Genomic DNA, 24424 nt, shown 5'->3' on the forward strand with positions numbered 1-24424 from the left:
GTAATAGAATTATGGAAAAGGAGTAAGCATATGAAGGCGTATGTAGATGAAAATTGTATTGGATGTGGTCTATGTACTTCTGTCTGTCCAGAAGTATTTGAGATGGACGAGGAGCAGGTAGCACAAGCTGTCGGTGCTATCAGTGAGGAAATAGAAGAGACAGTAAAAGAAGCTAGAGATAATTGTCCAGTGGAGGCAATTCATACAGAAGAATAGAAAAAGAAAACGGTGAGAAAAAGTGCTGCAGCACTTTTTCTCACCGTTTTCTTTTTCTTGCAAACAGAGTCCGATCCGCACGCTTTTTTGCACCCATGCATAACATAAAGAAAAAAGAGGTTTTGCGCCATGGCATATGAGAATTACCAGAAAGTAACTGGAACAATCCAAAGCGTTACGAGTGGAAATGATTGCTGCTCCCAAATGGTTTCCGTGATGACAGATACGAATATGGAGACAGTGAATTTTATCATTTCACCAGAGACACAGGTGATCGACAATGTAAGATTGAGGAAGGGAATGAAAGTAGCGGCGTTTTATGATACCAGCCTGCCTGCACCGACAATTTTTCCTCCTCAGTACCAGGCAGAATTGATTACATCCTTAAGGAGAGAGCAGAATGTAATGCTAAATTATTTTGACGAAAATCTGACCGCACAAGACAATGCTTTGAAACTCAATCTTACACCATTTACAAATATTGTGACCGTAAACGGGCAGAGATATACTTGTTTCCCAGAAAACGCAGACTTGCTTGTGTATTATACTACTACGACATTTAGCATTCCACCTCAGACAACACCTCAGAAGATTATTGTACTGTGTTCGTATTAAAATAGAAAAACCAGAATGTCAATTTAGGAGTTGAATTACACAGTCCCTGTTACTTAAAAATTGTGCCTTTTTAAGTAACAGGGACTATATTGGTAACAGTTCAGCCCGCGCCATTCGTAAAACCGCACTGTGTGCTTATCGTGGCTGCCGCTACCGTTTTACTCATTGATGGGCGTTTAAGCTCATACAGATGTACGCTCGCAAAAATATGCAGGCATGTTTTATGCTTCCCGCACACTGTATGGCTGAATTGTTACCTAAATTGTAAACTATAATAATAAAATAGTTGACAATTAAGGCGGCGTTCGATATAGTTTTAATAAACAAAAGAGAGGAGAAAGATATGGAAGAGAGACATATACAGAGAATATCAACAAAATATATGGTGCTGTGCGCCATGTTTACTGCATTGACGGCAATCGGAGCCTTTATTCAGGTTCCAGTCCCTTATATGGATTATTTTACTTTACAGTTTTTCTTTGTTTTGCTGTCAGGAATTGTTTTGGGAGGAAAAAGAGGTGCTGCATCCGTAGGGTGTTATGTATTTCTTGGGCTGATAGGACTTCCTGTTTTTGCTGCAGGAGGGGGAATCGGATATATTGTCAGACCAAGTTTTGGCTATCTGTTGGGATTCATTATAGCAGCTTTTGTGACAGGGTGGATATGTGAGAGAACAGATTGTACATACAAACAGTATTTTCTTGCATGCTTGGCAGGATTTACGGTTACTTATACGATAGGGATTTTATATAAATATCTGATTTTAAATTTTTATGCAGATACTCCTGCCACACTTGGAGTTGTAATCTTATCTTGCTTTCCATTGGACATGCCGGGAGATTTTGTGCTCTGCCTTGTTGCAGCAGGAACTGGGATGCGCCTTAAAAGAGCAGTAGGAGGATACTAGAGTATAGTGTACGGTTTGCATTAAAGATAGAAAAAGAGTAGTACATTAGCTAAAAAAGGAGTATAAGACAGTGCTATATAGAGAAGAACAGATAGAAATTGAGAAAATAAAAGAAAATATAAAACATGGTGAAAATATCAAAAAACAGGAAGCGTTGGCACTTTATAGGGCACCGCTTCTTCCTTTGTGCAAGGCGGCGGATGAATTGCGGGACTATTTTTGCTCCAATAGATTTGATATTTGTACGATTGTCAACGGAAAGAGTGGCAGATGTTCAGAAGATTGTAAATACTGTGCACAGTCTTGTTGGTATCATACAAAGGCGGAGGAATACCCACTACTGGATTCGAAAGAAATTGTGCGTCAGGCAGTAGAAAATGCAGAAAAAGGAGTACTTCGATACTCCATTGTGACATCCGGGAGAAAGCTTTCTGATAAAGAAGTAGACCGTATGTGCGAGTCGATCTGTGAAATAAAAAAGCATACCGATATTTCAGTATGTGCCTCTTTTGGACTTTTGAGCCGGGAACAGTTTTCCAGACTGAAAGAAGCGGGAGTATCTCGTATACATAATAATCTAGAAACATCAAGACGTTTTTTCCCAAATGTCTGTACAACACATACATTTGACGATAAGGTAAAAGCGATCCAGGCGGCGAAAGAGGCTGGTTTAGATGTATGCAGTGGTGGGATTATGGGGCTTGGAGAGACAGAAGAGGACAGAATTGACATGGCATTTATACTGAAAGAACTAGAAATTTTAAGTGTACCTATTAATATGCTGAATCCGATTCCTGGAACTCCATATGAGATAAATAAAAGGCTTACGGCAGAAGAGATGAGAAGGATTGTGGCAGTGTACCGTTTTATTCTGCCGAAGGCAGCAATACGTCTTGCGGGCGGGAGAGGTCTTTTAGAGGACAAAGGGGAGGGGTGTTTCCGTTCCGGGGCAAATGCGGTTATTTCGGGAGATATGCTCACAACAGCCGGTTACACGGTTGATTCAGATATGGAACGGATAAATAGACTAGGATATAAGGCGGAACGGATACATGGGTAAAGGAGTATTTATTACGGCGACAGGTACAGATGTAGGAAAGACATATATAACAGGTCTGATTGTTAAAAAACTACGGCGTGAGGGATATTTGGCAGGGTATTATAAAGCGGCGCTTTCGGGAACAGACAGCGTGAAGAAAAGCGATGCCGGATATGTAAAACAATTTTCGGGGATTACTCAGAATGATGAAACACTTGTCTCTTATATGTATAAACAGGCAGTATCCCCTCATTTGGCATCGAGACTAGAGAAGAAACCAGTAAGACTTGACAAAGTATATGCGGATTATATGCGTGTGAAAAGCCAGTGTGAATATGTGACAGTAGAAGGAAGCGGAGGGATTGTCTGTCCAATTCTATGGGAGAAAGACAAGAAAATTCTTTTGGAAGATCTAATCAAAGAGTTCAAACTGCCGGTCGTTCTTGTAGCAGATTCAGGACTTGGAACTATCAATGTAACGACGCTGACAACAGCATATTTGAAAGACAGAAAAATAGAAGTTAAGGGAATTATAATGAATCGTTTTAACGGTAGTGTTATGCACCAGGACAACAGGAGGATGATAGAAGAACTTACACAGATTCCTGTTGTAGCAACAGTAAAAGAGAAAGAAAAGGAAATAAAAATTGGGACAGAGAAGCTGCTTTCTTTTTTTGCATGATTTAAGTCCTTTTTGGATATGATAACAAAAAAGTCTGAGTTTGTAAGAACAAGGGCAAAGAAAAGCTGCAGAAAAGGAGATCGCAGAGGGTATGATAGAAGGACAGAATAGGAAAATTCCAGAAAAACCAGAAAGGACAGAATTTGAAACAGGGTGCAGCGCTATCGCATGGAAAACAGAAGACGGCAAGCACCTATGGGGACGTAATTACGATTTTAACAAAATTGCACAGGGAAGCAGACTCACATACCTGCCTGAAAAGACGAGATTTTGTACTTGCGAGGAAAAGGACGGAGAGCTTAAGGAGAATGCTGTACAAGAATCGCGGCATGCTGTTTTAGGAGTGGGAACATTACTTTTGAAAGATTCGCCTGTATTATATGAGGGCATAAACGAAAAGGGGTTGATGGGAGGACAATTATATTATCGTGAGTTTGCACATTTTGAGAGGGAATATAAAAAAGGAAAAATTCCACTTCAGCCAGTCTTTGCCGTAATGTATTTTTTGGCAGAATGTGCCAGCATAGAAGATGTGATACAGCATATAGAGACAAAGGTTGCTTTGATTGGAGAGAGAATTCTGGGAGCTTTGCCTAATGTTCACTGGATTTTTACGGATAAATCTGGCAAGACGGTGATCATTGAGCCAGATAGAGATGGAATAAAGATATATCGCAATACAATGGGGATTTTAACCAATAGTCCGGGATATGAATGGCACCGTACAAATTTGCTGAATTATTCTCAGATAGAAGAAAAGGATAGAGAAACACTTTATATAAATGGAGAGGAGATTAAACAGTGTTTTTCCGGAACAGGAGCACTGGGGATGCCGGGGGATTGGTCTTCTGTATCGAGATTTGTGAGACTGGCATTTTTGAAAGAATATTATGTGAAAGGAAGTACGGAGGAAGAGGGGGTTACAAATTTATTTCATATTCTGCAGCATGTGGCATTTCCTCTGGGATTGATAGAAGTAGGCGATCCTGTAGAAGTGACGCCGTATGATACGAAAACCACACCCTATGATTATACTGTATATACAGCAGTTATGTGCGCTGAGTCCCTGCGGTATTATTGGATTTCTCATAAAAATATGAGAGTGCAGTATGTAGATATGGAAGAATTGATTAAAGAGAATAAGATACAGCAGTTTGAACTTGGAGAGGAAATTGATTTTTTGTGTAGGAATAAAAAAGAGTAAAACAGTATCATCTTCCAGAAAGCCTAAGCACAGTACCATTGTACGTTTTCGTATCGAATTTCTTGCCGAAGCCAGCTAAGATCTACTCTATCAGATTGTATGCTGATTGGAACTGACAGAGAAAGTTATTCAAATAGACGGTGTTTATAGATGAAACTGTAAGCTTGCGTGAACAAATCTTTGGGGATGCCGATATATGGCAGGCGTTAATTAAAAGGACACCCCTATCAGACTGTGGTTTGAGAGAAACCTCCTTTGGTGTAATGACAGTATCAAAGGAGGTTTTACTAAGAATAAAACGATATTTGAATAAATGGGAGGCATATACACAATTTAGGGCGACTACTGTCTGTTCAACCTTAGATTACCCACCAATGAGGAACACCTAATCGACGTTTGGGGGCAGCGCCATCTGCGCAATTTAAAGCAACATCATAAAATCCTGTGCTACAATCTACTCACTCCGGCAAGCTTTATTCTCAGCTCGTTGATGTAGAGGGGGAAGCACAGGCACTTTTTCTTCGGTTGGTAAAAGAATATGCTGAAAGGGAAGATGTTACCGAATAGCAAAAGCTGAGAACCCAATGGAGTGGGTACGGTAGATGAATAATATAGCAGCAAAGTTACTGAAGTAGTAAATGCGTGGATAATTCCTATTTCCGTATGATATAAGTGTTCAACATAAAGTTTGGTATAATATAAGAGTTTTATTAACCTGCAATATTTCGAATAAATTCTTCAGGATCATTTCGTATGTAATTTCGAGCTACGGCTGATAATTCTGCGTTTGGTTTTGTCATAGCCTTTAGTTCTCGAACATAGTCTTTTAACATATCACGAAATTCAGCGGAATGTGTTTCAGCATAGTTTCTCTGCGCATTTTTAATTTTTTGAATTCTCTGCTTACATATTTGTTGGAGCTCAATTCTTTTATCCACCAAAGACGGATAATTCAAATTATATACTCGTTTTGATAAAGTAACGCGCTGTGCATCCCAACAATTCATATCAGCACAAGCAGGATAAACTTTTCCGTCTGTTTCAAATGCAATCAATGATACATCATATTCATCCGTCGGATCAAGTAAGCCACACCATTCAGTGTCAATATTTTGTCCCTGCGCAATCGTTTTTGTGTCCTTTTTCAAAGGAAAATATGAATGCTTACTTGTATTTGGAACCGGTGCGGCTAAACGATAGTTTTTCCAGTCAAATGCCAGCCACCAGTATGCCTCCGTACTGGTAGCTGTTTCAATTCCGCAGTTTTTCTTTAATTCTTTTGGTTGCTTTTTGGGGCGAAAGTGGTCCATATGGTAGTTTGACGCTATATCTTGAGTTTCTGTGTACCAACATTTCCCATGTGATAGTTTAATATAATGTTCTTTTAGTTTTCCCCAATAATCTGCATGCCGATCGATAAAATCATTACGCTGTTCCGGCGGAAGCTGCATCAGTTCTTTTGTAAGTTTTTCTCCCTCAGCAATTAGTTCCGGCGAAGGAGGATTGTTAAATAGATCAATGAAAATCATTTGTTTTCCTCCTCCAATATTTCTTCCAAAATATCATCCATCAGTTTCGTCATTTTCTTTCGATCATCATCTGTAATAGGCTTATCTTGAAACTCCGGCCGAGAATAAAGATGTTCAAGAAATTGTCCATACAGAGGATCTCTCGTAGTTCTCGAAAATCCAAGCTGCTCTAATTCTTGAGCCAATTGAGAAAGTTCTTCATTTTCTTCTGCTGTACGATTCTTTTTATATTGTAATTGTAGTTTTCTATCTAATTTGCTTTGCGTTTCAGCATCAAGTGTTGTAGGTAATCCAAACAAATCACTGATCAACAGGCCGGCCACCCCCATACCTTTGGGGTCTACTTCCGGTATTCTAACAGTAGCTCCATCAGTTGTACGGTCAAAGATCGTTACCGCTTCTTTCTTTAGTCCGCCAATCACGATTGGATCGTGTGTTGAAATGATGACCTGACTACTTTCGTTTTGACCGACAACATCTTTGATAAGTGTCAAATAGTCGAATTTCCAGGCAGGGTTCAAGTGGGTATCCGGTTCATCCAATAAAAACAAAGACTCTTTTGACCGAGTAAATTTCAATAAACCTAGTACCATCAAAAGTTGTTGTTCTCCTTCGCTCAGCTCGTTAAATGTGATAATCGTCCCATCTGTTTTCCTGACTTTAATACGAACTTCTTCCATTAGGTCAGAAATATATGTGCTCTCGAGATTTTTGAAAAATTCAACATTGTTCCCGTATTTTTCTGCAAAAGCTTGTAGTTTTTCTTGATCTTTTAAGTAGAGATATGTGACTTCCTTTTTTACGGTTTTTATCCCTTCCTCAAAAGATTCGGTTTCTTTTAAAGGAGCCAAAGCATATTCATACAGACTGTTGAGAAAATCCCGCACGACTCCACGAGCTCCCCAAAACTCTGCTTTAGGATGAGATTTTCCTTTTACCCACTCTGCTTTTTTTAGTACAAAAAGCACCGATTCGACAGCTTCTATGTCAAAATATTCTTTCAAAAACCTCTGGTTTTTCTCTTCAAAAAAAGAGAAGAATGCCAGTAAAACAAAGTTGCTGTGAATCAAACGAGCATAAAACAGCGGGCGGAGCGTCTCGTTATCTCCATTTAACAGTGCATCGTAAAAATTTCTTTGATGTTTGGCAAAATGCTTTTCCAACCGATTACTTGGACCAGAATAATAGGCAAAAACATGTTCCGGTAAATAGTCCCGACGTTGTTTATAGAATGCTGTTTTGGTGAGTTTTTTATCATCTACAAGAAACTCTCGTTTACTTTTTGTCGCATCATTTTTTATTTCCACAGTATGGCTGGAACATTTATAAATTATTTCATAAGAAAAATCTTTGGTAACTACTCCGAGATCCAAATCTCGAAAGATGATGACAATTGCCTCTAAAAGATTTGATTTGCCGGCACCGTTGCGGCCAATAAATACAGAGGTCAATTGTGATTCATCTATATCTATTTGAAAATCTTTCAGATTCTTAAAATCTTTAATTTTCAGTTTATCTATTCTCATTTGCGGCCTCCAAATAGGACTCTCCGTTCTCTCTGCTCTCTACCACACTGCCATTATTGATGAGTTCTTTCAATTGTGCATAGAAATCATCAATCGGAAGTCCCGTTTCACTTTTTAGATTTTCAGGAGTTAAGCTCATGCCTTTTGACAGTGCTTCCATTATTGTTTTACGCATAAAAATTACCTTTGCTTTTTGATTAGTAACTTGTTTAGGTTTAACTTTTTCAATTTCTATTGTTTCCAAAAAACTTCGTTTTAATAGCTCAATAGAACTTTCCTCGGCAGGGTCGTTGGTGCCAAGTTCGCCACGAAAAGCACGGGCAAGGATGGATTTTTTGATAAGGTCGATTTGCTTCAGCACTGCTTCGGCGGATTCTTTGGCTTGCTGTTCTTTAGCGAGGAGATCGTCTAGGATACGGACAATTTCGGTTTGTTCGGGAACGGCTGGAATGGGTAAAATAATTTCTTTAAGTTTTTTGGCATTTATACCGGGTTGGGCTATTCCTGCGCTAAACTCTGTAATTTGGCTCCAATACATTTGTGATTGTAGAAAACAGTATAGATATTGAGGTGACAATTTTGCTGACTTTATTTTTATGCGAATTAGATACGAGGCAAAAACTGCTTCAACATCATCTACAATTAAATAGCTTTTTCCAGTAGTCGCACCTGTCCTTGCAATCATAATATCATTTTTGGAAACTGCATATCGATCAAAATCGCTATCACTTATTTTGCAAAATGGGACATCATTCCAATTTACGATTCCGTTTTGAATATCTGTAATGCGCAGAAATTTGGGTCCAATTTGCTCTTGAGATGCACTTTCTGTATATCCGTATTGTGAATCAATATATTTTCCAAGACTAGTTTCTTCCCAACTCTCCATCCCCACGCCATGTTCTTTTCTCCACAGGGCAGTGAGTTTGCCAGTGAAGGCTTTGTGTAGGATAGCGGCTTTGCGGGTTTCAAAGCTGTCCAGCGCATACTGCGCCTTTTGCTTTGCCTCGTCCAGCTTGGCAAACAGGCTTTCTATGCGGTCAACAATCCGCTGTTGTTCAGGTAGTGGAGGGAGAGGAAGTGGATAGGTTTTCACATATTTAGGTTGTGCCCTCATTAAGGATCCACCTACACCAGAGACATTTGATAACATGTATTCTCTAAAATAAGGTGTTCTAAAGCAATACATAAGATAATCAGAATAAATTTGGGGATTTCTAATAATTATCCATTCTGAAGAAGCCAGCAAAGCATTTTCTGTATATTGTGAAACCTTCCATACACGGTTAATACGAGGATTGATTTTACATAGTAGTACATCGCCTTTTTCAACTCTTTGCTTTGTAGAGCCAATTTCACTGCCCATTGTAATTTCGGGATAATCATCTGCACTGCTTGGCACGCTATAAAGTTCAAAAAAATCATTAGGATGTTTTGATGGATCTATACTTGATGATTGATATTGATTTATTGAATCTAATGTTACCCAACACCAATTCTCCGGCACCTTGTATGGTTGTTCCGAATCCGGCACCAATGCCGCCTGCAAACGTTCTTCGGGTGTCAGGTTTTCTTTTTTCTTTCCTTTTGCCATTAATCCTGCACCTCCAGCGCTCGCAGTTCTTTCACCACGCTCATCAACAGGTTGACCGCTTCTTCCAGATTGGAGGCGGCTTTCTCGGCGCTGTCCGTCGGGGCGGGCAGGTCGTTATAATCAAAAACGGAATCGTCACGAACCAGTCCAAGGTCAAGGGTGTCGCCCTTTTCGGCGATTTGTTCTCTTGTAAATACGCTGAAGCGTTCGTCCTCCACAGCGCGGCGGTCTTTAGAGGTGTAGGCTTTTACAAAATCGGTGAAATGCTCTTTTTTCAGCGGCGTTGTCTTGCCGAAAGAGGGCATATTGGTGCGCAGATCATAGAACCAAACCTCTTTGGTGTTGGCTTTTTCGGTTTTGCCACGGGTGAAGAAAAGCACATTGGTTTTGACTCCCTGCGCATAGAAAATACCGGTGGGCAGTCGCAGAATCGTGTGAAGATTGCAAAAATCCATCAGTTCTCGGCGAACACTTGTTCCGTCACCGTCGGCAAACAGCACATTATCCGGCAAAACGACGGCACAGCGGGCGTTTCCGTCCGCTTTTAAACTGCGGTAGATCACCTGCAAGAAATTCAGCTGTTTGTTGGATGTCTGAAACGAAATATCATCACGAGAGGTACGCTCGCCGCCTTTTTTGGTTCCGAAGGGCGGGTTGGTCAAGATTACGTCAAAGCCTTTCAGCCTTTTGGCGCTTGGTGACAGGGAGTCCTCGCAGAAAATATACGCCGGAACATTGTGCAGGTAGGCGTTCATCAGAGCCAAGCGGTGTGCATCGTGTACCAGTTCAACGCCGTAGAAAGATTCCTGAAAAGCCGCTGTTTCCTGATCGGAAAGAGAGTAGAGGTTCACACCATCAACAGCGTGCTGATAGGCGGAAATCATAAAGCCAAATGTACCGCAGGCAGGGTCAAAGCATTTTTCGCCGAGTTTCGGAGAAATCAGAACGGTCATCACATCAATGAGCACACGGGGAGTAAAATACTGTCCTGCGCCGGATTTCTTCTCGTCGGCATTCTTTTGCAGCAAGCCTTCGTAAAGGTCGCCGAGGCCTTCCTGCTTTGCCTCGAACCAGTCCAGTTTGTTGATTTCCGAAATGATTTTCTGTAAGTTTTTCGGTTCTTCAATGCTGGATACAGCTTTTGCGTAAATATCGCTGATTTTGGGAATACCGATGCTGCCTAGTTCGGAAAGCAGTTCCATATAATAGTTTTTCAGTTTAATACCTTCCAAGGTGGTAAGATGCTCCCAAGAGTAGTCGTAAAGCAGCGGCTTTATGGATTCCTTTTCTTCTTCGGGCAGCTGTTCAACTGCTTTACCTTTTTTGCGGGCGTACTGCTCCAAAGAATTCTGATATGTCTTCAGCACATCGGCTTTCAGGGTGTTTTCTTCGCCGGTTTCATCCAGCATTTTCAGGAAAAGAATATAGGTGAGCTCCGTAACATACTGGTGATAGGTAATACCGTCGTCACGCAGAACATTGCAGAGATTCCATAGTTTTTGAACAATATCGATGGTACTCATTATGCGGCTCCTTCATAAATATAAGTGTTGATTTCACGAATGATTTCCACGAGCGTTCCGCCGAATTTCTTGTTGAATCGGACAAAACCGCCTTCCATTTTAAATACCGGGGCTTCAAAGGTTTCCGTATTCAAAATGCTTTCGTGCAGCATATAGGTTTTGATTTTTTCCAAAAGGTCAAGCTGCATTTTGTTGAAACGATGTGCAGCAGTCAGCTTGGCAAAAGCAGCCTCAATACGCTCCTCGTGGTTAAACAGCGGCGTTTTCAGAACAGCCTTACGAACATGGGCAATAATATCTGCCACAATATGTGCATTGGTAACGGCGCTGGCGGCTTCGTTCAGGCTGGTTTCCGTGAAATTTTCATTATCCAAAGCGAGTTTCAATTCTCTGAGCTGTGCTCTGGTCATATCACTGGGTTTGGTGCAGGCGATTCGGATTGCTTCAATCTTGTCTTTGTTTTCATTAATATATTTCGTAAAAGCGTCCAGATAATCTTCCGGCTTTTTTGTACTGCCATATCCACGGGTAGTTTCCTTCAAGATGTCTGCTTTTTCAGAATAGAAGTAACCTTTTTTCTTACCCTTGAGCGAATCTACCCACAGTAAAAAGTCTCTATCTTTTTTGCAGATCTCGATAAACTTATCTTGTGTGCAGGATTTCAGCTTGTGTGCATAGGTTTTCAAGTCAATACCGCCTAATCTCTCAGAAATATCGTATTTCTGCTCCGGTGTAAGATCATAGCTTTTGCGCTGAAGTCTTGCAAGAATACGATCTATGATCTGCTGTTTATTTTCTTCACCGTTGCGGAACAGATCTTCGAGTAGTTCCGGCATTGTTTTCTTTACAGAAACAGATTTCATTCCGGAAGTGGAATCTAAATCCTCATATACACGCACGGCATCGAAAATATTGAAATGCGTTTTGCCGATTTCGGGACACAGACGTGTGGCACGACCGAGCATCTGTTCAAATAGAATACGGCTGTTGATCTTTCGCATAAATACAAGGTTGCAGATAGCTGGAACATCAATGCCGGTTGTCAGTAAATCAACGGTAACGGCAATGTTGGGATACTGATTGTTTTTGAACTGTTTGATTACCTGCAAAATTTTCTTTTTATTGCCGCCGGCGGTTTTACCGGTAATTTTCATAATTGCATCATTGGAAACACCATATGGCTTATAAATATCACGAAGAGTATCGACAATTCGATCGGCGTGGTTATCATTTACAGCAAAAATCAATGTCTTTTCTCTGCTTTCGGGATTTATGTAATTAGATATTTCCTCTAAAACCTTGCGTGTATGGTCGGGGAGGATAATTTTTCTATTGAATTCCGAAACGTCAAAATCCATCTCGTCCTGTAATTCAGAGCCGTTAATCAGCTCATTTGTGTTGGGGTCATATTGTGCAAGTGTTTCGCCCTTTTTAAATCTCGCTTTGTTTTCAATAAAATCTGTATTAATAATATAAGGTGGGTCGTGATCGACAAGCCAACCGTCGATAACAGCTTCACGATAGCTGTATGTAAAAATCGGCTCACCGAAAATTTCAGTGGTGTGCAGGGCAGGGGTAGCGGTTAAAGCTACTTTCACCGCATCAAAATACTCAATAACCTGCTTGTATTTGCTCATATAATCAGCCTGATTATCGTAGAGAATTTCTTCTTCTGTCATTTCCCTGTCGAGAATATATCCTCTGTGTGCCTCATCTACGATAATCAAATCAAAAGCACCCGGCATTAAATCAGGTGTTTCAGATAGAACAGTTCGCTTTAACAGTCCCTGTACAGTAGAAACACTGACTTTGGTTTCTGGATTGATTTCGTTGTCATTAATATCTTTAATTTCATAAATTTTATCCAAAGTCATGAAAGCTTTCAGCTTGACATCCTTAAAGGTATCCATTGCCTGTTCCCCGAGGGATACACGGTCAACAAGGAAGAGGATTCTCTTAAATCGTTTGGATTCAAGCATTTTGTAAATCAGACCAAGTACGGTATGGGTTTTTCCGGTACCGGTTGCCATTGCAAGCAAAGCGGTACGTTTTCCGCTGATAATTGCTTCGGTTGTTTTATTGATCGCTTTGATTTGATAATCACGCAGACTCAAACCATTAGGGTTTTCCATAAAAGAGTCGTTATAAGTTGCCAAGTTTTCATTTGCCTTATCAATGTTCTGACTCAATTTTTCTTCCAGATCGCTGGGGCTGAACCAATTTCGGATCGGATAAGACTGGTTGGATGATTTTCGTGCATCTAAAAACCATATGCCGGATTTTGTCCGAAGCTGTTCCAAAAAAGCTCTGCCGTTTGAGGCGAATAGGAAAGGCACTTGATAGTCATCCCAAGAATTCATAATATACTTTGAATGTTCTTTTTTGATGTGTGTTGCATAGTCTTTTACCTGCACATCAATGGTGGAGGCAACATCTTCCGAAACCTTTTTCGCATCCATTAAAGCGACAAGTTTTTCTCCAATGAAGAAAGCATAATCCACATATCCATTTTTGGAAAAAGCAGAGTTGGTAGGCCATTCGCTGATAGCAATATTTCTGCCTTTCACAGGACGAGTGCCTTTACTGTAACGCAGATTGGCGGTATCTGCTTCCCAGCCTGCTTTGCGAAGCTGTTCATCTATCAGACAGCGTGTCTGTGCCTCATTCCACTGCATCATAGAAGAAACCGTTTCGGCTCGCTTTGCACGCTCTTTCTGCGTTGTACCCGAAACCGCTGTTGTTACCTGCGCGAGCTTTTTCGACAGTTCGGCAATCTTTTTTTCCTGATCTTCTATGACTGATTTTAAATCTGCCTGATGTACTTCTTCGGGCATGACAAAATCTTCGGCAATATATCCCCAGTCACCGTAGATCTCCATAAACCAAACCGCTAAATTATATGTTATAGAAAGAAGAGTTTTCGCTTCGTCTACAGAATCTGTTCCCGCATGTACTGCGGAGTTTCGGGTTTTGCGAAGTACATAGAGAGTATTATCAATCTCGTGAGGGAGGAGACCGGCACGCTTCAGCAAACGAATACGGTTAGCGTGGGTATTGTCTATTTGCGGTTCATCCATATGCTCAAATACCAATATCTCCTGAACAAGTCGTTCTGCAAACATTCCAAGTTTATAGATACAAGCATTAGGATCTGAATATAAATAGTTTTCGGCATTAGCGCCTAATTGTGCCAGCACAGGCCAATATCTATTTAGAAATTCAAAGTTAGATTTCATAAAGCCTAATCCTCCTATTTTCTATACAACTCATCCAAAGTCTTACCGTCTTTATTTTTCCACTCAACCCATCCGTTTGTTGAACCGCCGAGAACAAAATCACTGGCTCCGCTGGGCGTTTTAAAATCTAATGTTACTTTCAAAATATATTTACCGTCAACATCCACGATAGATTGTTGGGATAGAAGTTCTGCCCTTTGACGATTATATCTTTGTAAACGCGCAGGTTTTTCTATGTTTATTTGTGAATCTTCCAGCACTTCAAATTTTTCACCGTCATATATCCCGAAAGCTGTAATTCCGTTACGGGTAGTATGTAGAATATCCACTTCGTTTATAGTACTTTTAGCATCGTTCATCTTATAGCCCTGTGTTGCCATAATAAACTGAATTTCATCGTAGATTTCCTCGACTGCCGCAAGATCATACTCGTCAATCTCATATTTAGGTACAATATTATTTTCTACCTTATACCGTTTGGATTCCTGTGCTTTTATGATTGCAAATTTTTCAAGACCGCTGATCATATCCAGTGTAAAGGTTTTACTTTCGGCAAGAAACATTATTGCCTTATTCCAAAAATCTTTGGAACGATTATGGTCGTCCAGTCGAGCAATACCATTCCGAGTTTGCCCAATATAAAGCTGAACAATTTTATTTCCGTCATCTTCGTTAATAAGATAGTATATCCCCGGACGGTTGATACCAGAGATATTTTTGGCTTCTGATAGTAGTGGTCTTGGAATGACATAGGTTGTCATAGTGGAAAGATTCCGACGAATGGAACGAATGCCGTCCGGTTGTCCATTGTGATAGATCATTTCAAGTTTTTTACTAATTGCCATAGTCATTCTCCAATCTTTTTACAATTCCTCCGTCTTAAAGGTCGTGTACCCCTCATAATAGTAACTGTAATCTATGCCTTTCATATAGACTTCGCGGCTATTGATGTCATCGGTCAAGGCATTTTTGAGCAGATGTTTGATTTCAATATCCTTAATTGGACTGCGCTCCATAGCGAGAAGATAATCTTCTTTATCTACCTTACTCCAGTCAACGACCTTGTGAAGTTCAGTTTTAAAAATCAAATCCAGCCAAATACGAGTGCTGCGTCCGTTTCCTTCACGGAAAGGGTGGGCGATATTCATTTCCACATACTTTTCTATGATCTCATCAAAGTTTGACTGCGGCATTTTATCAATATTTTCAACTGCTGCTTCCAAATACATTACCGGCGCAAAACGAAAATTGCCTTTTGCAATGTTTACCGTTCTGATTTTTCCGGCAAAGTCATAAATTTCGTCAAATAGATATTTGTGAATTGCCTTGAGAGCAGAAAACTTCCCGGCTTCTAATTTATCAAGAATTCTGTTTTCAAAAAGCTCCGCAGCTTTTTTCTTACTGATTCGCTCTTCCTCACGGACAAGGTCGGCAGAACTGGTCAGCCCTAATTTATTTTCAAGTGACATACTGTACCTCCATCATTGTTGATTATGAATCTCTTTTAAATCTTCAATAGCAAGCACAGGATCCATTGTGTGAAAGATCATATAATTGCGTTTCATTGTTTCAACAGGGGATTGCGTATATATTTTTGTACTGTCCTCGCCGTTGTAATAATGCCAATAACGATAGATATAACCGATCCAGTACAAAATATCCTTATCGTATATTCCATTGGCCGTAGTCAATAAATCGACTGCGGCAGACGCAACCTCCTCAAGAAGATATTCTTCGCCTGCCCACTGCAGTCGGTTATACTCGGAGTCAAGCGCCTTTGCAGTATCGGAGTGCATAAATGTCTTGACAAAAGCGGCACTGCTATATTTTTTTCGGCAGATAATTCAAACAGCCTGCCTTGAATATCACATAACTTTAGTTGTAATTCGTCCATTATTGCCCTCCGTCCTTCGCCTTATCGAGTATCTCATCAAAGAACAGGCCCTTACGACGATAATTCCTGCAAATATCATTGGCAAGGGAGATTCCTTTTGTTCGGCGGTATTCTTTATAAATAATCTTTCAAGATAAGAAAGACTGATTTCGGATTCAATACGAACTGCATCGCATCCCTTTTGAGAAAGCGCCACATACTGTTTGCTAAGCTGAAGCGCATAAAGGCTGTTGATCAGCGCCATATCGGTAACATTGCCGACAAAGAAGTTGTCGATCACAAAAAACATACGGTCGTTCGCAATATTTCCGATAATTAAATCCTTATCGGCTGTCATATCACGGTACTTGTTATAGAAATCAGTATCGCTTATTTTTTCCAATCTTCCTCGGTGGTATGCTACAAGCATTGCCCAGTCGATATCGGCGGGGATTTTGATTTGAGCGAGGGTATCTGTATCAATGGAAACAATATAGTACTTAGATTTCTCATAGTCACAAATCAAAGTGAGCGCCTGACCGGGATCGGTTCCCATATAGAAGCCCTTTCCGAAGTCGCACTGTTTTCTGCTTTTGGATTCGATTTTACCCTCAATACCGACTTTGGATCCGTGATAGAGAAGAATACGATTCGTTTCCGACCGAACCGTTTCTACTGCCTCAGAAATCTTTTTCAAAGTCATATCATAAACAGAAACAGATCTTTCCTTATAAATATAAGTCATATATTTTGGACTACGCCAATTTGTTCGGCACAGCGCGTCCGTTTTTCCAACGATTTACAGTTGTAAAGGTAACAGTCAGCTGCTCTGCAAACTCGGTCTGACTCACATTCAAATAGGTTCTTATTTGTTTAATAAGCATCTGTATATGTCACCTCAAAAATATAACATTATTTCTGTTTTGTATTATAGCTAATGTTATATTTTGCGTCAATAGATTTGGGTGAAAAGAAAAATCCAGAAACCCGCATGGCTACTGGATTTTTCGATAGCGGAGACGGTGGGATTCGAACCCACGTGCCCAAAAAGGACAACCGCATTTCGAGTGCGGCTCGTTATGACCACTTCGATACGTCTCCATGTAAAGTTTTCCTAGCTATTATAGCAAAAAAACAGAATAAAGCAAATAGGTTTTGAAATAAATTTTAGGAAATCCAAGATGAAAGTATATTCTTTACAGGATAGCGTGTTTTTCTCGATAAGGGATACCCTCCGGACTGGTGAACTTCGCCGGGTAAGGTATACGAAAGAGAAATTTTCGTGTATAATAAGGAAAAAGTCCAGCTAGGAGGAAAGAAAATGGAGATAAAAAGTGTGGCGCTCATTGGGCTGGGAGCGATGGGCTCTTTTTTTGCGCCGAGGCTTGAGCAGTATCTGGGGAAAGAAAGGTTTTGTGTGATCGCGGAGGGGAAAAGGAAAGAAAGGCTGGAAGAACAGGGGATTACTGTCAATCGTGAGACATACCGCTTTCGGATTTGCGAACCACAGGAGGGGACAAAGGCAGATTTGATTATTATGGCAGTCAAAGATACAAGTCTTAGCCAGGCAATACAGGATATTCGGAAATTTGTCGGAGCAGGTACACAGATACTCTGTGTGATGAACGGAGTGGAAAGTGAAGAAAAGATTGCGGCAGTTTATGGGTGGGAACATGTCATGTATTCGTATATGCGGATTTCCATTGTGATGAAAGATGGAAAGGCTGATTTTAATCCCCATGGAGGGAAAGTATATTTTGGAGAAAAGGAAAACAGACAGCCATATACACCGCGGGTACAGGCTGTTTATGAATTATTTGAAAAGAGTGATATACCGTTTGAAATACGAGAAGATATGCTGCATGGTATCTGGTATAAATTTGCCTGCAATATTGGAGAAAACTTAACCTGTGCATTACTGGGGATTCCGTTTGGCGCATTTACAAAGAGTGGGCCGGCAAATGAAATACGTATGGCGGCTATGAAAGAGGTTCAAAAAATTGCTCTGAAAAAAGGAATTGTTCTGACAGACGAACAACTAAGCAGGCAGGAGGGAGTGCTGACAAGAATTCCGTATTACAATAAACCTTCTACTTTACAAGATTTGGAAGGAAACAGAAAAACAGAAATCGAAATGTTTGCAGGCACTGTGGTACGTATGGGAGAGGAAACCGGCATAAAAACACCGGTATGCTGGATGTTTTTAAAAGCAATTCAAGTATTGGAAGAGAAAAATAAAGGAATGTTGGAGGATAAGATATGATACGCTTTGCAACAATCGGTACGAACTTTATTGTAGATTTATTTTTAGAAGCGGCGAAACAGGATAAACGTCTTACATATGCTGCCGCGTACTCTCGTTCTGAGAGTACGGGCAGAAAATTTGCAGAAAAACATGGGGCAGAAAAGGTTTATACGAATTTAACGGAACTGGCAGAGGCAAAAGATATTGACGCGGTATACATAGCAAGCCCAAATTACGCGCACTGTGAACAGGCTGTTCTTATGCTGGAACATAAAAAGCATGTTTTATGTGAGAAGCCGATTTGCAGTAATCATGCAGAGTTTATGAAGATGGAAAAAGCAGCCAGGGAAAACCACGCAGTGCTTTTAGAGGCGATGCGTCCGGCATATGACCCTGGAATAAAAGCAGTAAAGGAAAACCTGGATAAATTAGGAAAAATTAGAAGGGTGACCTTTCGTTTTTGTCAGTATTCCTCCAGGTACGATAAGTTTAAAGCAGGGAAGATAGAAAACGCGTTCAAACCGGAGCTTTCTAATGGAGCACTGATGGACATCGGTGTTTACTGTGTGCATCCTCTTATTTTGCTCTTTGGAAGGCCGGAAAGAATTTGTGCAGATGCAGTATTTCTGGAAAATGGTGTGGATGCAGAAGGGACGATCCTGGCTGGATACCAGGGAATGTTGGCGGAACTTTCCTATTCTAAGGTTACAGATGGAATGCCAGAGTGCGAAATACAGGGAGAAGATGGAATTATGATTATCGATCGGCTTGTCGATCCGAAAGTATTAAGGATTCTTTACAGAAAGAAAGAGGAGGAAAGAATCTGTATTGCAAAGTCAGAAAATAATATGATATATGAGATTGAAAGATGGTGTGATCTGATAGAAGCAAAAACACCGGATGAGAGCGCTCTGTGTGTTTCTGGTATAGAGATGGAAATAATGGATGCTGTAAGAAAGCAGCTGCATATTGTATTCCCTTCAGATGAAAAGTCGAGGTAATAGGTATATTACAGTAAAAATGCTGTCCGGTTCCGTCGGACAGCATAGAAAATTTTTGATTTAGTTCTGTTCTGTTACATTGAGTACTTTCCTGACAAGTCTGCGGTCATCTCCTGACGCATCACGATAGTGCTCAATGAGAGTGACCTCTTCTTGTGTCAAATAGAGCGTATCTGCAGATTCGATCTCCATAGCAGCAGTGTAGGGCCCCTTTCGTTCGTTGATGATGCCGTCCTTATAGCAAGACTGGTTGACCAGCTCATCCAGAGAAACATGATATATCTGGGAGAGGCGTATCAGAGAATCTAAATCCGGTGTCCGCTTGCTTGTTTCGTAATTAGAATAAGCCTGTCTGGAAATATTCAGCATCTTACTGATTTGCTGCTGGGTATAATTATGTGCTTTTCGTAGTCTCAATAAGTTATTTACAAGCTGTATATTTGACACACTGCTACCTCCATTTATAAGGAATCTCATAGTACCACATCATTATAACAAGTTTCCCTATGGATGGATATTTATGCGACAAAATGAAAATAAAATGCGAATAGACACATATTGTTGCTATTTGCTCAAATTACTATTGTGATATTTGGAAGTATAGGTTACTTCCTCCTGAAACCATGCGGGAGGGACATAGGCGTCGGCTGTCTTGGTATCTGGAAATTCTACTTCAGCGAGACATAAGGGAGAGAGGCTTCCTTCGAAAACATCTAGTTCAATCGTAAGATTGTTTTCAGCAGGAATAAAGTAGCGTTTTTTTTGAATCAGCTTTCCATCAATTTTAGCTTTTAGCTGCTGATAAGCTTCTGGCGTCAAGGGGAGGTTGTATTCCTCGCGGATCATAAGCCCCTTCGATTTATAAGTGAGAATATATTCGGCTTCTTCCTTTCGTATGCGCACGACCGGATCTGTGCAGAGGTATCCTTGCTCGATCCGGTGCGATGGATAGTCTGTAAGAGGGAAGGGAAGCGCATTTGGATCAATTAAAAATTTGCGTTCAATTTCCATTGAGATTCTCCTTTCTGGCAGGCTGCCAACCTTATCATAATATAATACAGCCTTTTTTGGCAAGGAAAGAGGCGAAACCGTTGCATTTCAAGGCTGCATTTGATACACTAAATAAGATAGAGCCGGAGCAGAGGGGACGGTATGACAGGTGGCGTACCGTCCCCTCTGTTCCGATAGCATAGAGTAAGAAAGCTGGAGAAAAATGAAGGAGGAACGATTATGAAAGAGGTCAGTGTATTTCTCGCGGATGGGTTCGAAGAAATAGAGGGGCTTACGGTGGTCGATATTCTGCGGCGGGCAGGAGCAGAGGTGAAAACTGTTTCGGTGACTGGAAGCCGTACAGTCCGCGGAGCACATCAGATAGAAGTTCTCGCAGATGTGTTATTTGAGGAGACAGCGTTTGAGAATACATATATGCTGGTACTTCCCGGAGGGATGCCTGGAACCATTCACCTGCAGGAACATGAGGCGCTTCAGAAACTGCTTTTGTCTTTTTATGAGAGAAAGCTTCCTATTGCCGCAATCTGTGCGGCACCTTCCATTCTGGGTAAACTTGGTTTTCTGGAAGGAAGAAGGGCATGTGTCTATCCGTCTTTTGAGGGAAAATTAACAGGGGCTTTAGTGGTGGAAGACCCGGTAGTGACAGACGGCAATATCACTACAGGAAGGGGAATGGGAACCGCGATTGCTTTTGGCCTTCGCCTTGTTGCGATTTTGTATGGAGAGGAAAAGGCGCAGGAAGTGAAAAAAGCCATTGTTTATAAGTAAAAAACGCTGGAAATTTGCGGTTGTTTATGCTATACTGTTTCAATGACTGCGAATATATCTGGATAAAATCAAGGAGGAAAATAAAAAAATGAGTTTACAGGTAGAAAAATTAGAGCATAATATGGCGAAACTAACGATTGAAGTTTCTGCAGAAGAAGTAGAAAAAGCACTTCAGGCGGCATATATAAAGGAGCGTAAAAAAATCAGCATGCCGGGATTCCGTAAAGGGAAAGTACCACGTCAGATGATCGAAAAAATGTATGGGCCAGAAGTGTTCTATGACGAGGCGGCAAATCATATGATTTCAGAGGCATATGGAAAAGCATATGATGAGTGTGAGCTGGAGCTTGTATCTCAGCCTAAAATCGACATTGTCCAGCTTAAGAAGGGCGAGCCGTTTATTTTTACTGCGGAAGTAGCAGTGAAGCCGGAAGTGACTCTGGGAGAGTACAAGGGGCTGAAGGTAGACAAGGTGTCTACAAGAGTAACGCAGAAGGAAGTAGATGAAGAAATTGAAAAAGAGCGCGAGCGCAATGCCAGAACAGTGGAAGTGACAGATCGTGCAGTACAGGATAAAGATCAGGTACTTCTTGATTTTGAAGGATTTGTTGACGGGGAAGCTTTTGAAGGAGGAAAAGGTGAGAAGTATCCTCTGACAATTGGTTCCGGCGCATTTATTCCAGGATTTGAGGAACAGTTGATTGGCGCTGAGATTGGAAAAGAGATGGAAGTCAATGTGACATTCCCAGAGGATTACCAGGCAAAAGAACTGGCAGGAAAGGCAGCAGTATTTAAGTGTACGGTGCAAGAGATTAAGGTGAAGGAACTGCCGGAGCTGGATGATGAATTTGCTTCTGATGTCTCTGAATGTGAAACACTGGATGCTTATAAGGCAGAAGTGAAGAAGAAAATCAAAGAGCGCAAAGAAAGAGAAGGAAAAGAAAAGAAAGAAAATCAAGCTGTAGATGCGGCGATTGAGAATGCGCAGATGGATATTCCGGAAGCAATGATTGAGTTGCAGACCAAACAGATGGCGGATGACTTTGCAAGACGTATTATGCAGCAGGGTCTGACTGTAGAACAGTACTTCCAGTTTACTGGTATGACAGAAGAAAAGATGATGGAAGAGATGAAACCACAGGCAGAGAAACGGATTAAGACAAGACTGGTGCTTGAGGCTGTCGTTGCTGCAGAGAACATTGAGGTTTCAGACGAACGCTTAGAGGAAGAACTGAAGAAGATGGCTGACTCTTATCAGATGGAAGTGGATAAGCTCAAAGAATTTATGGGTGAAAACGAAAAGAAACAAATGAAAGAGGACATTGCGGTTCAAGAGGCGGTTACTCTGATTGCAGAAGCAGCGGTAGAAGGATAAGACAACCTTTAAAGAAAGGGGGTGCCTGGGATTACAGGCATCCCGATTCTGCTTTAAGAAGATTCCCACTTTTTGATAGGGTTGATAATTTGTACAGGATTTAGATTCATACAGAAGTCAGGAGGAAGACAGATGAGTTTAGTACCTTATGTCATTGAACAGACAAGTCGTGGAGAACGCTCTTACGATATTTATTCCAGATTATTGAAGGAACGGATCATTTTTCTTGGGGAGGAAGTCAATGACGTGTCAGCAAGCGTAGTTGTGGCACAGCTTCTTTTTCTTGAGGCGGACGATCCAGACAAGGATATCCAGCTTTATATCAACAGTCCAGGTGGTTCTGTGACCGCAGGGCTTGCTATTTACGATACAATGCAGTATATCAAATGTGATGTCTCCACAGTATGTATCGGTATGGCTGCGAGCATGGGAGCTTTTTTGCTTTCCGGAGGAAAGAAAGGCAAACGATTCGCGCTGCCTAATGCGGAGATTATGATTCACCAGCCGTCCGGCGGAGCACAGGGGCAGGCGACAGAGATACAGATTGCCGCAGAACATATTCTTCGGACACGTCAGAAGTTAAACGAGATACTGGCTGCAAATACCGGTCAGCCTCTGGAAGTCATCAAGATAGACACAGAGCGTGACAACTTTATGTCTGCGGATGAAGCAAAGGAATATGGATTAATAGATGAAGTAATCGCCAATCATTAGAGGCGGTATGAGGTGAGAGTATATGGCAGGAAAACCAAATGATGACATCGTGAGATGTTCCTTCTGTAATAAAACACAGGCACAAGTCCGCAAGCTGATAGCCGGGCCGAACGGCGCGTATATATGTGATGAATGTATCGATGTTTGTGCTGAAATCATAGAAGAAGAATTTGATTATGGAGAACGGCGGGAATTTGACGACATTAATCTGCTGACACCAGAAGAGATAAAGGCATTTTTAGATGATTATGTTATCGGACAGGACGAAGCGAAAAAGGTGCTTTCAGTGGCTGTCTATAATCATTATAAACGGATTATGGCAGAGCAGGATTTAGGAGTTGAACTTCAAAAGAGTAATATCTTGATGCTGGGGCCGACCGGCTGTGGAAAAACACTGCTCGCACAGACACTTGCGAAGATTTTAAACGTTCCGTTTGCAATTGCAGATGCAACGGCGCTTACAGAGGCGGGATATGTCGGTGAAGATGTAGAAAATATCCTGTTGAAGGTTATTCAGGCGGCAGACGGAGATATTGAAAGGGCAGAGCATGGGATTATCTATATTGACGAGATAGACAAGATTACGAGAAAATCAGAAAATCCCTCTATTACGCGTGATGTATCCGGCGAAGGGGTGCAGCAGGCACTTTTAAAAATTATCGAAGGGACAGTTGCATCTGTTCCGCCCCAGGGAGGGAGAAAACATCCCCATCAGGAATTAATTCAGATTGACACGACCAATATTTTGTTTATCTGTGGAGGTGCTTTTGAAGGTATCGATAAAATCATAGAAACAAGGCTGGATCGGAAATCTATTGGATTCAATGCAGAGATTGCGTCAAAACATGAATATAATATTGACGTACTTTTACATCAGGCATTGCCGCAGGATTTAGTAAAGTTTGGATTGATTCCGGAATTGGTCGGAAGACTTCCGGTTACAGTGTCTTTGGATATGTTGGATAAGGAAGCGTTGATACGGATATTGACAGAGCCAAAGAGTGCGATTGTAAAGCAGTATCAGAAGTTATTGGAATTAGACGGGGTAAGATTGGAATTTGACAAGGATGCACTGGTCGCGATAGCGGAAACTACCCTTGCCAGAAAAACCGGTGCCAGAGGACTGCGGGCAATTATGGAGAGCATTATGATGGATACAATGTTCAAGGTACCGTCTGATGATACAATCAAAGGCTGCCGTATAACAAAGGAAGTTGTGAAGGGAACAGGCGCGCCGCTATATGAGTGTGACGGAGAAGAACGCCGGTCGTTTCTGACATCTGAGAGTGCTTAATATTTCAGGCGGGTGCAGGGGAAAAACCATGTGCCTGCCTTTTTGGTATACATAAAGAAATCGAGGAGGAAA

25 protein-coding genes and 1 tRNA gene are annotated in these 24424 nt (G+C 41.1%); 13 read left to right on the top strand and 13 right to left on the bottom strand.

Annotated features, from left to right (window positions below; all coding sequences use genetic code 11):
• Nucleotides 1–30: 30 nt before the first annotated feature.
• The 7 genes from H8S37_RS00755 to H8S37_RS17460 all read left to right on the top strand — a co-directional run bounded on the left by H8S37_RS00755 (nucleotide 31) and on the right by H8S37_RS17460 (nucleotide 5159).
• Nucleotides 31–216, top strand: coding sequence for a ferredoxin (locus H8S37_RS00755; protein ID WP_186874156.1), 186 nt, complete (start codon nucleotides 31–33; stop codon nucleotides 214–216).
• A 129-nt stretch (nucleotides 217–345) separates the two neighbouring features.
• Nucleotides 346–831: a hypothetical protein gene (locus H8S37_RS00760; protein ID WP_186874157.1), complete on the top strand. Its 486-nt coding sequence runs from the start codon at nucleotides 346–348 to the stop codon at nucleotides 829–831.
• Between the two features lie 343 nt (nucleotides 832–1174).
• Entirely contained in the window at nucleotides 1175–1738 is a 564-nt protein-coding gene (locus tag H8S37_RS00765) for a biotin transporter BioY (protein WP_186874158.1), read from the top strand.
• Between the two features lie 70 nt (nucleotides 1739–1808).
• Complete coding sequence (gene bioB, locus H8S37_RS00770; protein ID WP_330604792.1) at nucleotides 1809–2798, top strand: biotin synthase BioB; 990 nt, start codon at nucleotides 1809–1811, stop codon at nucleotides 2796–2798.
• On the top strand, nucleotides 2791–3459 hold the full coding sequence (gene bioD, locus H8S37_RS00775) for a dethiobiotin synthase (protein ID WP_186874159.1): 669 nt from the start codon (nucleotides 2791–2793) through the stop codon (nucleotides 3457–3459). Before bioB ends, bioD begins: the two co-directional genes overlap by 8 nt.
• A gap of 91 nt (nucleotides 3460–3550) precedes the next feature.
• Nucleotides 3551–4663 (top strand): linear amide C-N hydrolase, encoded by a 1113-nt coding sequence (locus H8S37_RS00780; RefSeq protein ID WP_186874160.1) that lies wholly within the window; start codon nucleotides 3551–3553, stop codon nucleotides 4661–4663.
• Nucleotides 4664–5051: 388 nt separating this feature from the next.
• Nucleotides 5052–5159: a hypothetical protein gene (locus tag H8S37_RS17460; protein ID WP_330604898.1), complete on the top strand. Its 108-nt coding sequence runs from the start codon at nucleotides 5052–5054 to the stop codon at nucleotides 5157–5159.
• A 214-nt stretch (nucleotides 5160–5373) separates the two neighbouring features.
• Here the strand turns inward: H8S37_RS17460 and H8S37_RS00785 are convergent, their stop codons facing one another.
• The 11 genes from H8S37_RS00785 to H8S37_RS00835 all read right to left on the bottom strand — a co-directional run bounded on the left by H8S37_RS00785 (nucleotide 5374) and on the right by H8S37_RS00835 (nucleotide 17045).
• Nucleotides 5374–6192 (bottom strand): HNH endonuclease family protein, encoded by an 819-nt coding sequence (locus H8S37_RS00785; RefSeq protein WP_186874161.1) that lies wholly within the window; start codon nucleotides 6190–6192, stop codon nucleotides 5374–5376.
• Nucleotides 6189–7718: an AAA family ATPase gene (locus tag H8S37_RS00790; protein WP_186874162.1), complete on the bottom strand. Its 1530-nt coding sequence runs from the start codon at nucleotides 7716–7718 to the stop codon at nucleotides 6189–6191. Before H8S37_RS00790 ends, H8S37_RS00785 begins: the two co-directional genes overlap by 4 nt.
• Nucleotides 7705–9312: a restriction endonuclease subunit S gene (locus H8S37_RS00795; protein WP_186874163.1), complete on the bottom strand. Its 1608-nt coding sequence runs from the start codon at nucleotides 9310–9312 to the stop codon at nucleotides 7705–7707. The genes H8S37_RS00790 and H8S37_RS00795 overlap by 14 nt, the downstream gene beginning before the upstream one ends.
• Complete coding sequence (locus H8S37_RS00800) at nucleotides 9312–10835, bottom strand: class I SAM-dependent DNA methyltransferase (RefSeq protein WP_186874164.1); 1524 nt, start codon at nucleotides 10833–10835, stop codon at nucleotides 9312–9314. The genes H8S37_RS00795 and H8S37_RS00800 overlap by 1 nt, the downstream gene beginning before the upstream one ends.
• Complete coding sequence (gene hsdR, locus H8S37_RS00805) at nucleotides 10835–14071, bottom strand: type I restriction-modification system endonuclease (RefSeq protein ID WP_186874165.1); 3237 nt, start codon at nucleotides 14069–14071, stop codon at nucleotides 10835–10837. Before hsdR ends, H8S37_RS00800 begins: the two co-directional genes overlap by 1 nt.
• Before the next feature lie 14 nt (nucleotides 14072–14085).
• The gene (locus tag H8S37_RS00810) at nucleotides 14086–14916 is read right to left on the bottom strand and encodes a GIY-YIG nuclease family protein (protein WP_243207029.1); all 831 of its coding nucleotides are present in this window, start codon (nucleotides 14914–14916) and stop codon (nucleotides 14086–14088) included.
• Between the two features lie 18 nt (nucleotides 14917–14934).
• A complete protein-coding gene (gene fic / locus H8S37_RS00815; protein ID WP_186874167.1) occupies nucleotides 14935–15540 on the bottom strand; it encodes a protein adenylyltransferase Fic in 606 nt (201 codons plus the stop codon).
• A 12-nt stretch (nucleotides 15541–15552) separates the two neighbouring features.
• On the bottom strand, nucleotides 15553–15867 hold the full coding sequence (locus tag H8S37_RS00820) for a hypothetical protein (RefSeq protein WP_243207031.1): 315 nt from the start codon (nucleotides 15865–15867) through the stop codon (nucleotides 15553–15555).
• Between the two features lie 69 nt (nucleotides 15868–15936).
• Nucleotides 15937–16689, bottom strand: a complete 753-nt coding sequence (locus H8S37_RS00825) for a DUF3990 domain-containing protein (RefSeq protein ID WP_207723857.1) — start codon at nucleotides 16687–16689, stop codon at nucleotides 15937–15939.
• 10 nt (nucleotides 16690–16699) lie between these two features.
• Nucleotides 16700–16828 carry a helix-turn-helix domain-containing protein gene (locus tag H8S37_RS00830; RefSeq protein ID WP_186874168.1) on the bottom strand — a complete coding sequence of 43 codons (129 nt, stop codon included), beginning with the start codon at nucleotides 16826–16828 and terminating at the stop codon, nucleotides 16700–16702.
• A gap of 130 nt (nucleotides 16829–16958) precedes the next feature.
• A tRNA-Ser gene (locus H8S37_RS00835) sits at nucleotides 16959–17045 on the bottom strand.
• 220 nt (nucleotides 17046–17265) lie between these two features.
• Here H8S37_RS00835 and H8S37_RS00840 point away from each other — a divergent pair.
• Nucleotides 17266–18207, top strand: a complete 942-nt coding sequence (locus H8S37_RS00840) for a ketopantoate reductase family protein (RefSeq protein ID WP_186874169.1) — start codon at nucleotides 17266–17268, stop codon at nucleotides 18205–18207.
• Nucleotides 18204–19190: a Gfo/Idh/MocA family protein gene (locus H8S37_RS00845; RefSeq protein ID WP_186874170.1), complete on the top strand. Its 987-nt coding sequence runs from the start codon at nucleotides 18204–18206 to the stop codon at nucleotides 19188–19190. Before H8S37_RS00840 ends, H8S37_RS00845 begins: the two co-directional genes overlap by 4 nt.
• 60 nt (nucleotides 19191–19250) lie before the next feature.
• Here H8S37_RS00845 and H8S37_RS00850 read toward each other — a convergent pair whose 3' ends face one another.
• Both H8S37_RS00850 and H8S37_RS00855 read right to left on the bottom strand, forming a co-directional pair.
• Nucleotides 19251–19637 (bottom strand): helix-turn-helix transcriptional regulator, encoded by a 387-nt coding sequence (locus H8S37_RS00850; RefSeq protein ID WP_186874171.1) that lies wholly within the window; start codon nucleotides 19635–19637, stop codon nucleotides 19251–19253.
• A 117-nt stretch (nucleotides 19638–19754) separates the two neighbouring features.
• Nucleotides 19755–20201, bottom strand: coding sequence for a CYTH domain-containing protein (locus tag H8S37_RS00855; RefSeq protein WP_186874172.1), 447 nt, complete (start codon nucleotides 20199–20201; stop codon nucleotides 19755–19757).
• A gap of 219 nt (nucleotides 20202–20420) precedes the next feature.
• On the opposite strand from H8S37_RS00855, the gene H8S37_RS00860 reads away from it, so the two are divergent.
• From H8S37_RS00860 to clpX, 4 genes are all read left to right on the top strand, one after another.
• The gene (locus H8S37_RS00860; RefSeq protein WP_186874173.1) at nucleotides 20421–20969 is read left to right on the top strand and encodes a DJ-1 family glyoxalase III; all 549 of its coding nucleotides are present in this window, start codon (nucleotides 20421–20423) and stop codon (nucleotides 20967–20969) included.
• Nucleotides 20970–21057: 88 nt separating this feature from the next.
• A complete protein-coding gene (tig, locus tag H8S37_RS00865; protein WP_186874174.1) occupies nucleotides 21058–22344 on the top strand; it encodes a trigger factor in 1287 nt (428 codons plus the stop codon).
• 132 nt (nucleotides 22345–22476) lie between these two features.
• Nucleotides 22477–23058: an ATP-dependent Clp endopeptidase proteolytic subunit ClpP gene (clpP, locus tag H8S37_RS00870; protein WP_186874175.1), complete on the top strand. Its 582-nt coding sequence runs from the start codon at nucleotides 22477–22479 to the stop codon at nucleotides 23056–23058.
• Between the two features lie 22 nt (nucleotides 23059–23080).
• Entirely contained in the window at nucleotides 23081–24352 is a 1272-nt protein-coding gene (clpX, locus tag H8S37_RS00875; protein WP_186874176.1) for an ATP-dependent Clp protease ATP-binding subunit ClpX, read from the top strand.
• Nucleotides 24353–24424 lie beyond the last annotated feature (72 nt).

Source organism: Mediterraneibacter hominis (genome assembly GCF_014287475.1).
Classification (GTDB): domain Bacteria; phylum Bacillota; class Clostridia; order Lachnospirales; family Lachnospiraceae; genus Mediterraneibacter; species Mediterraneibacter hominis.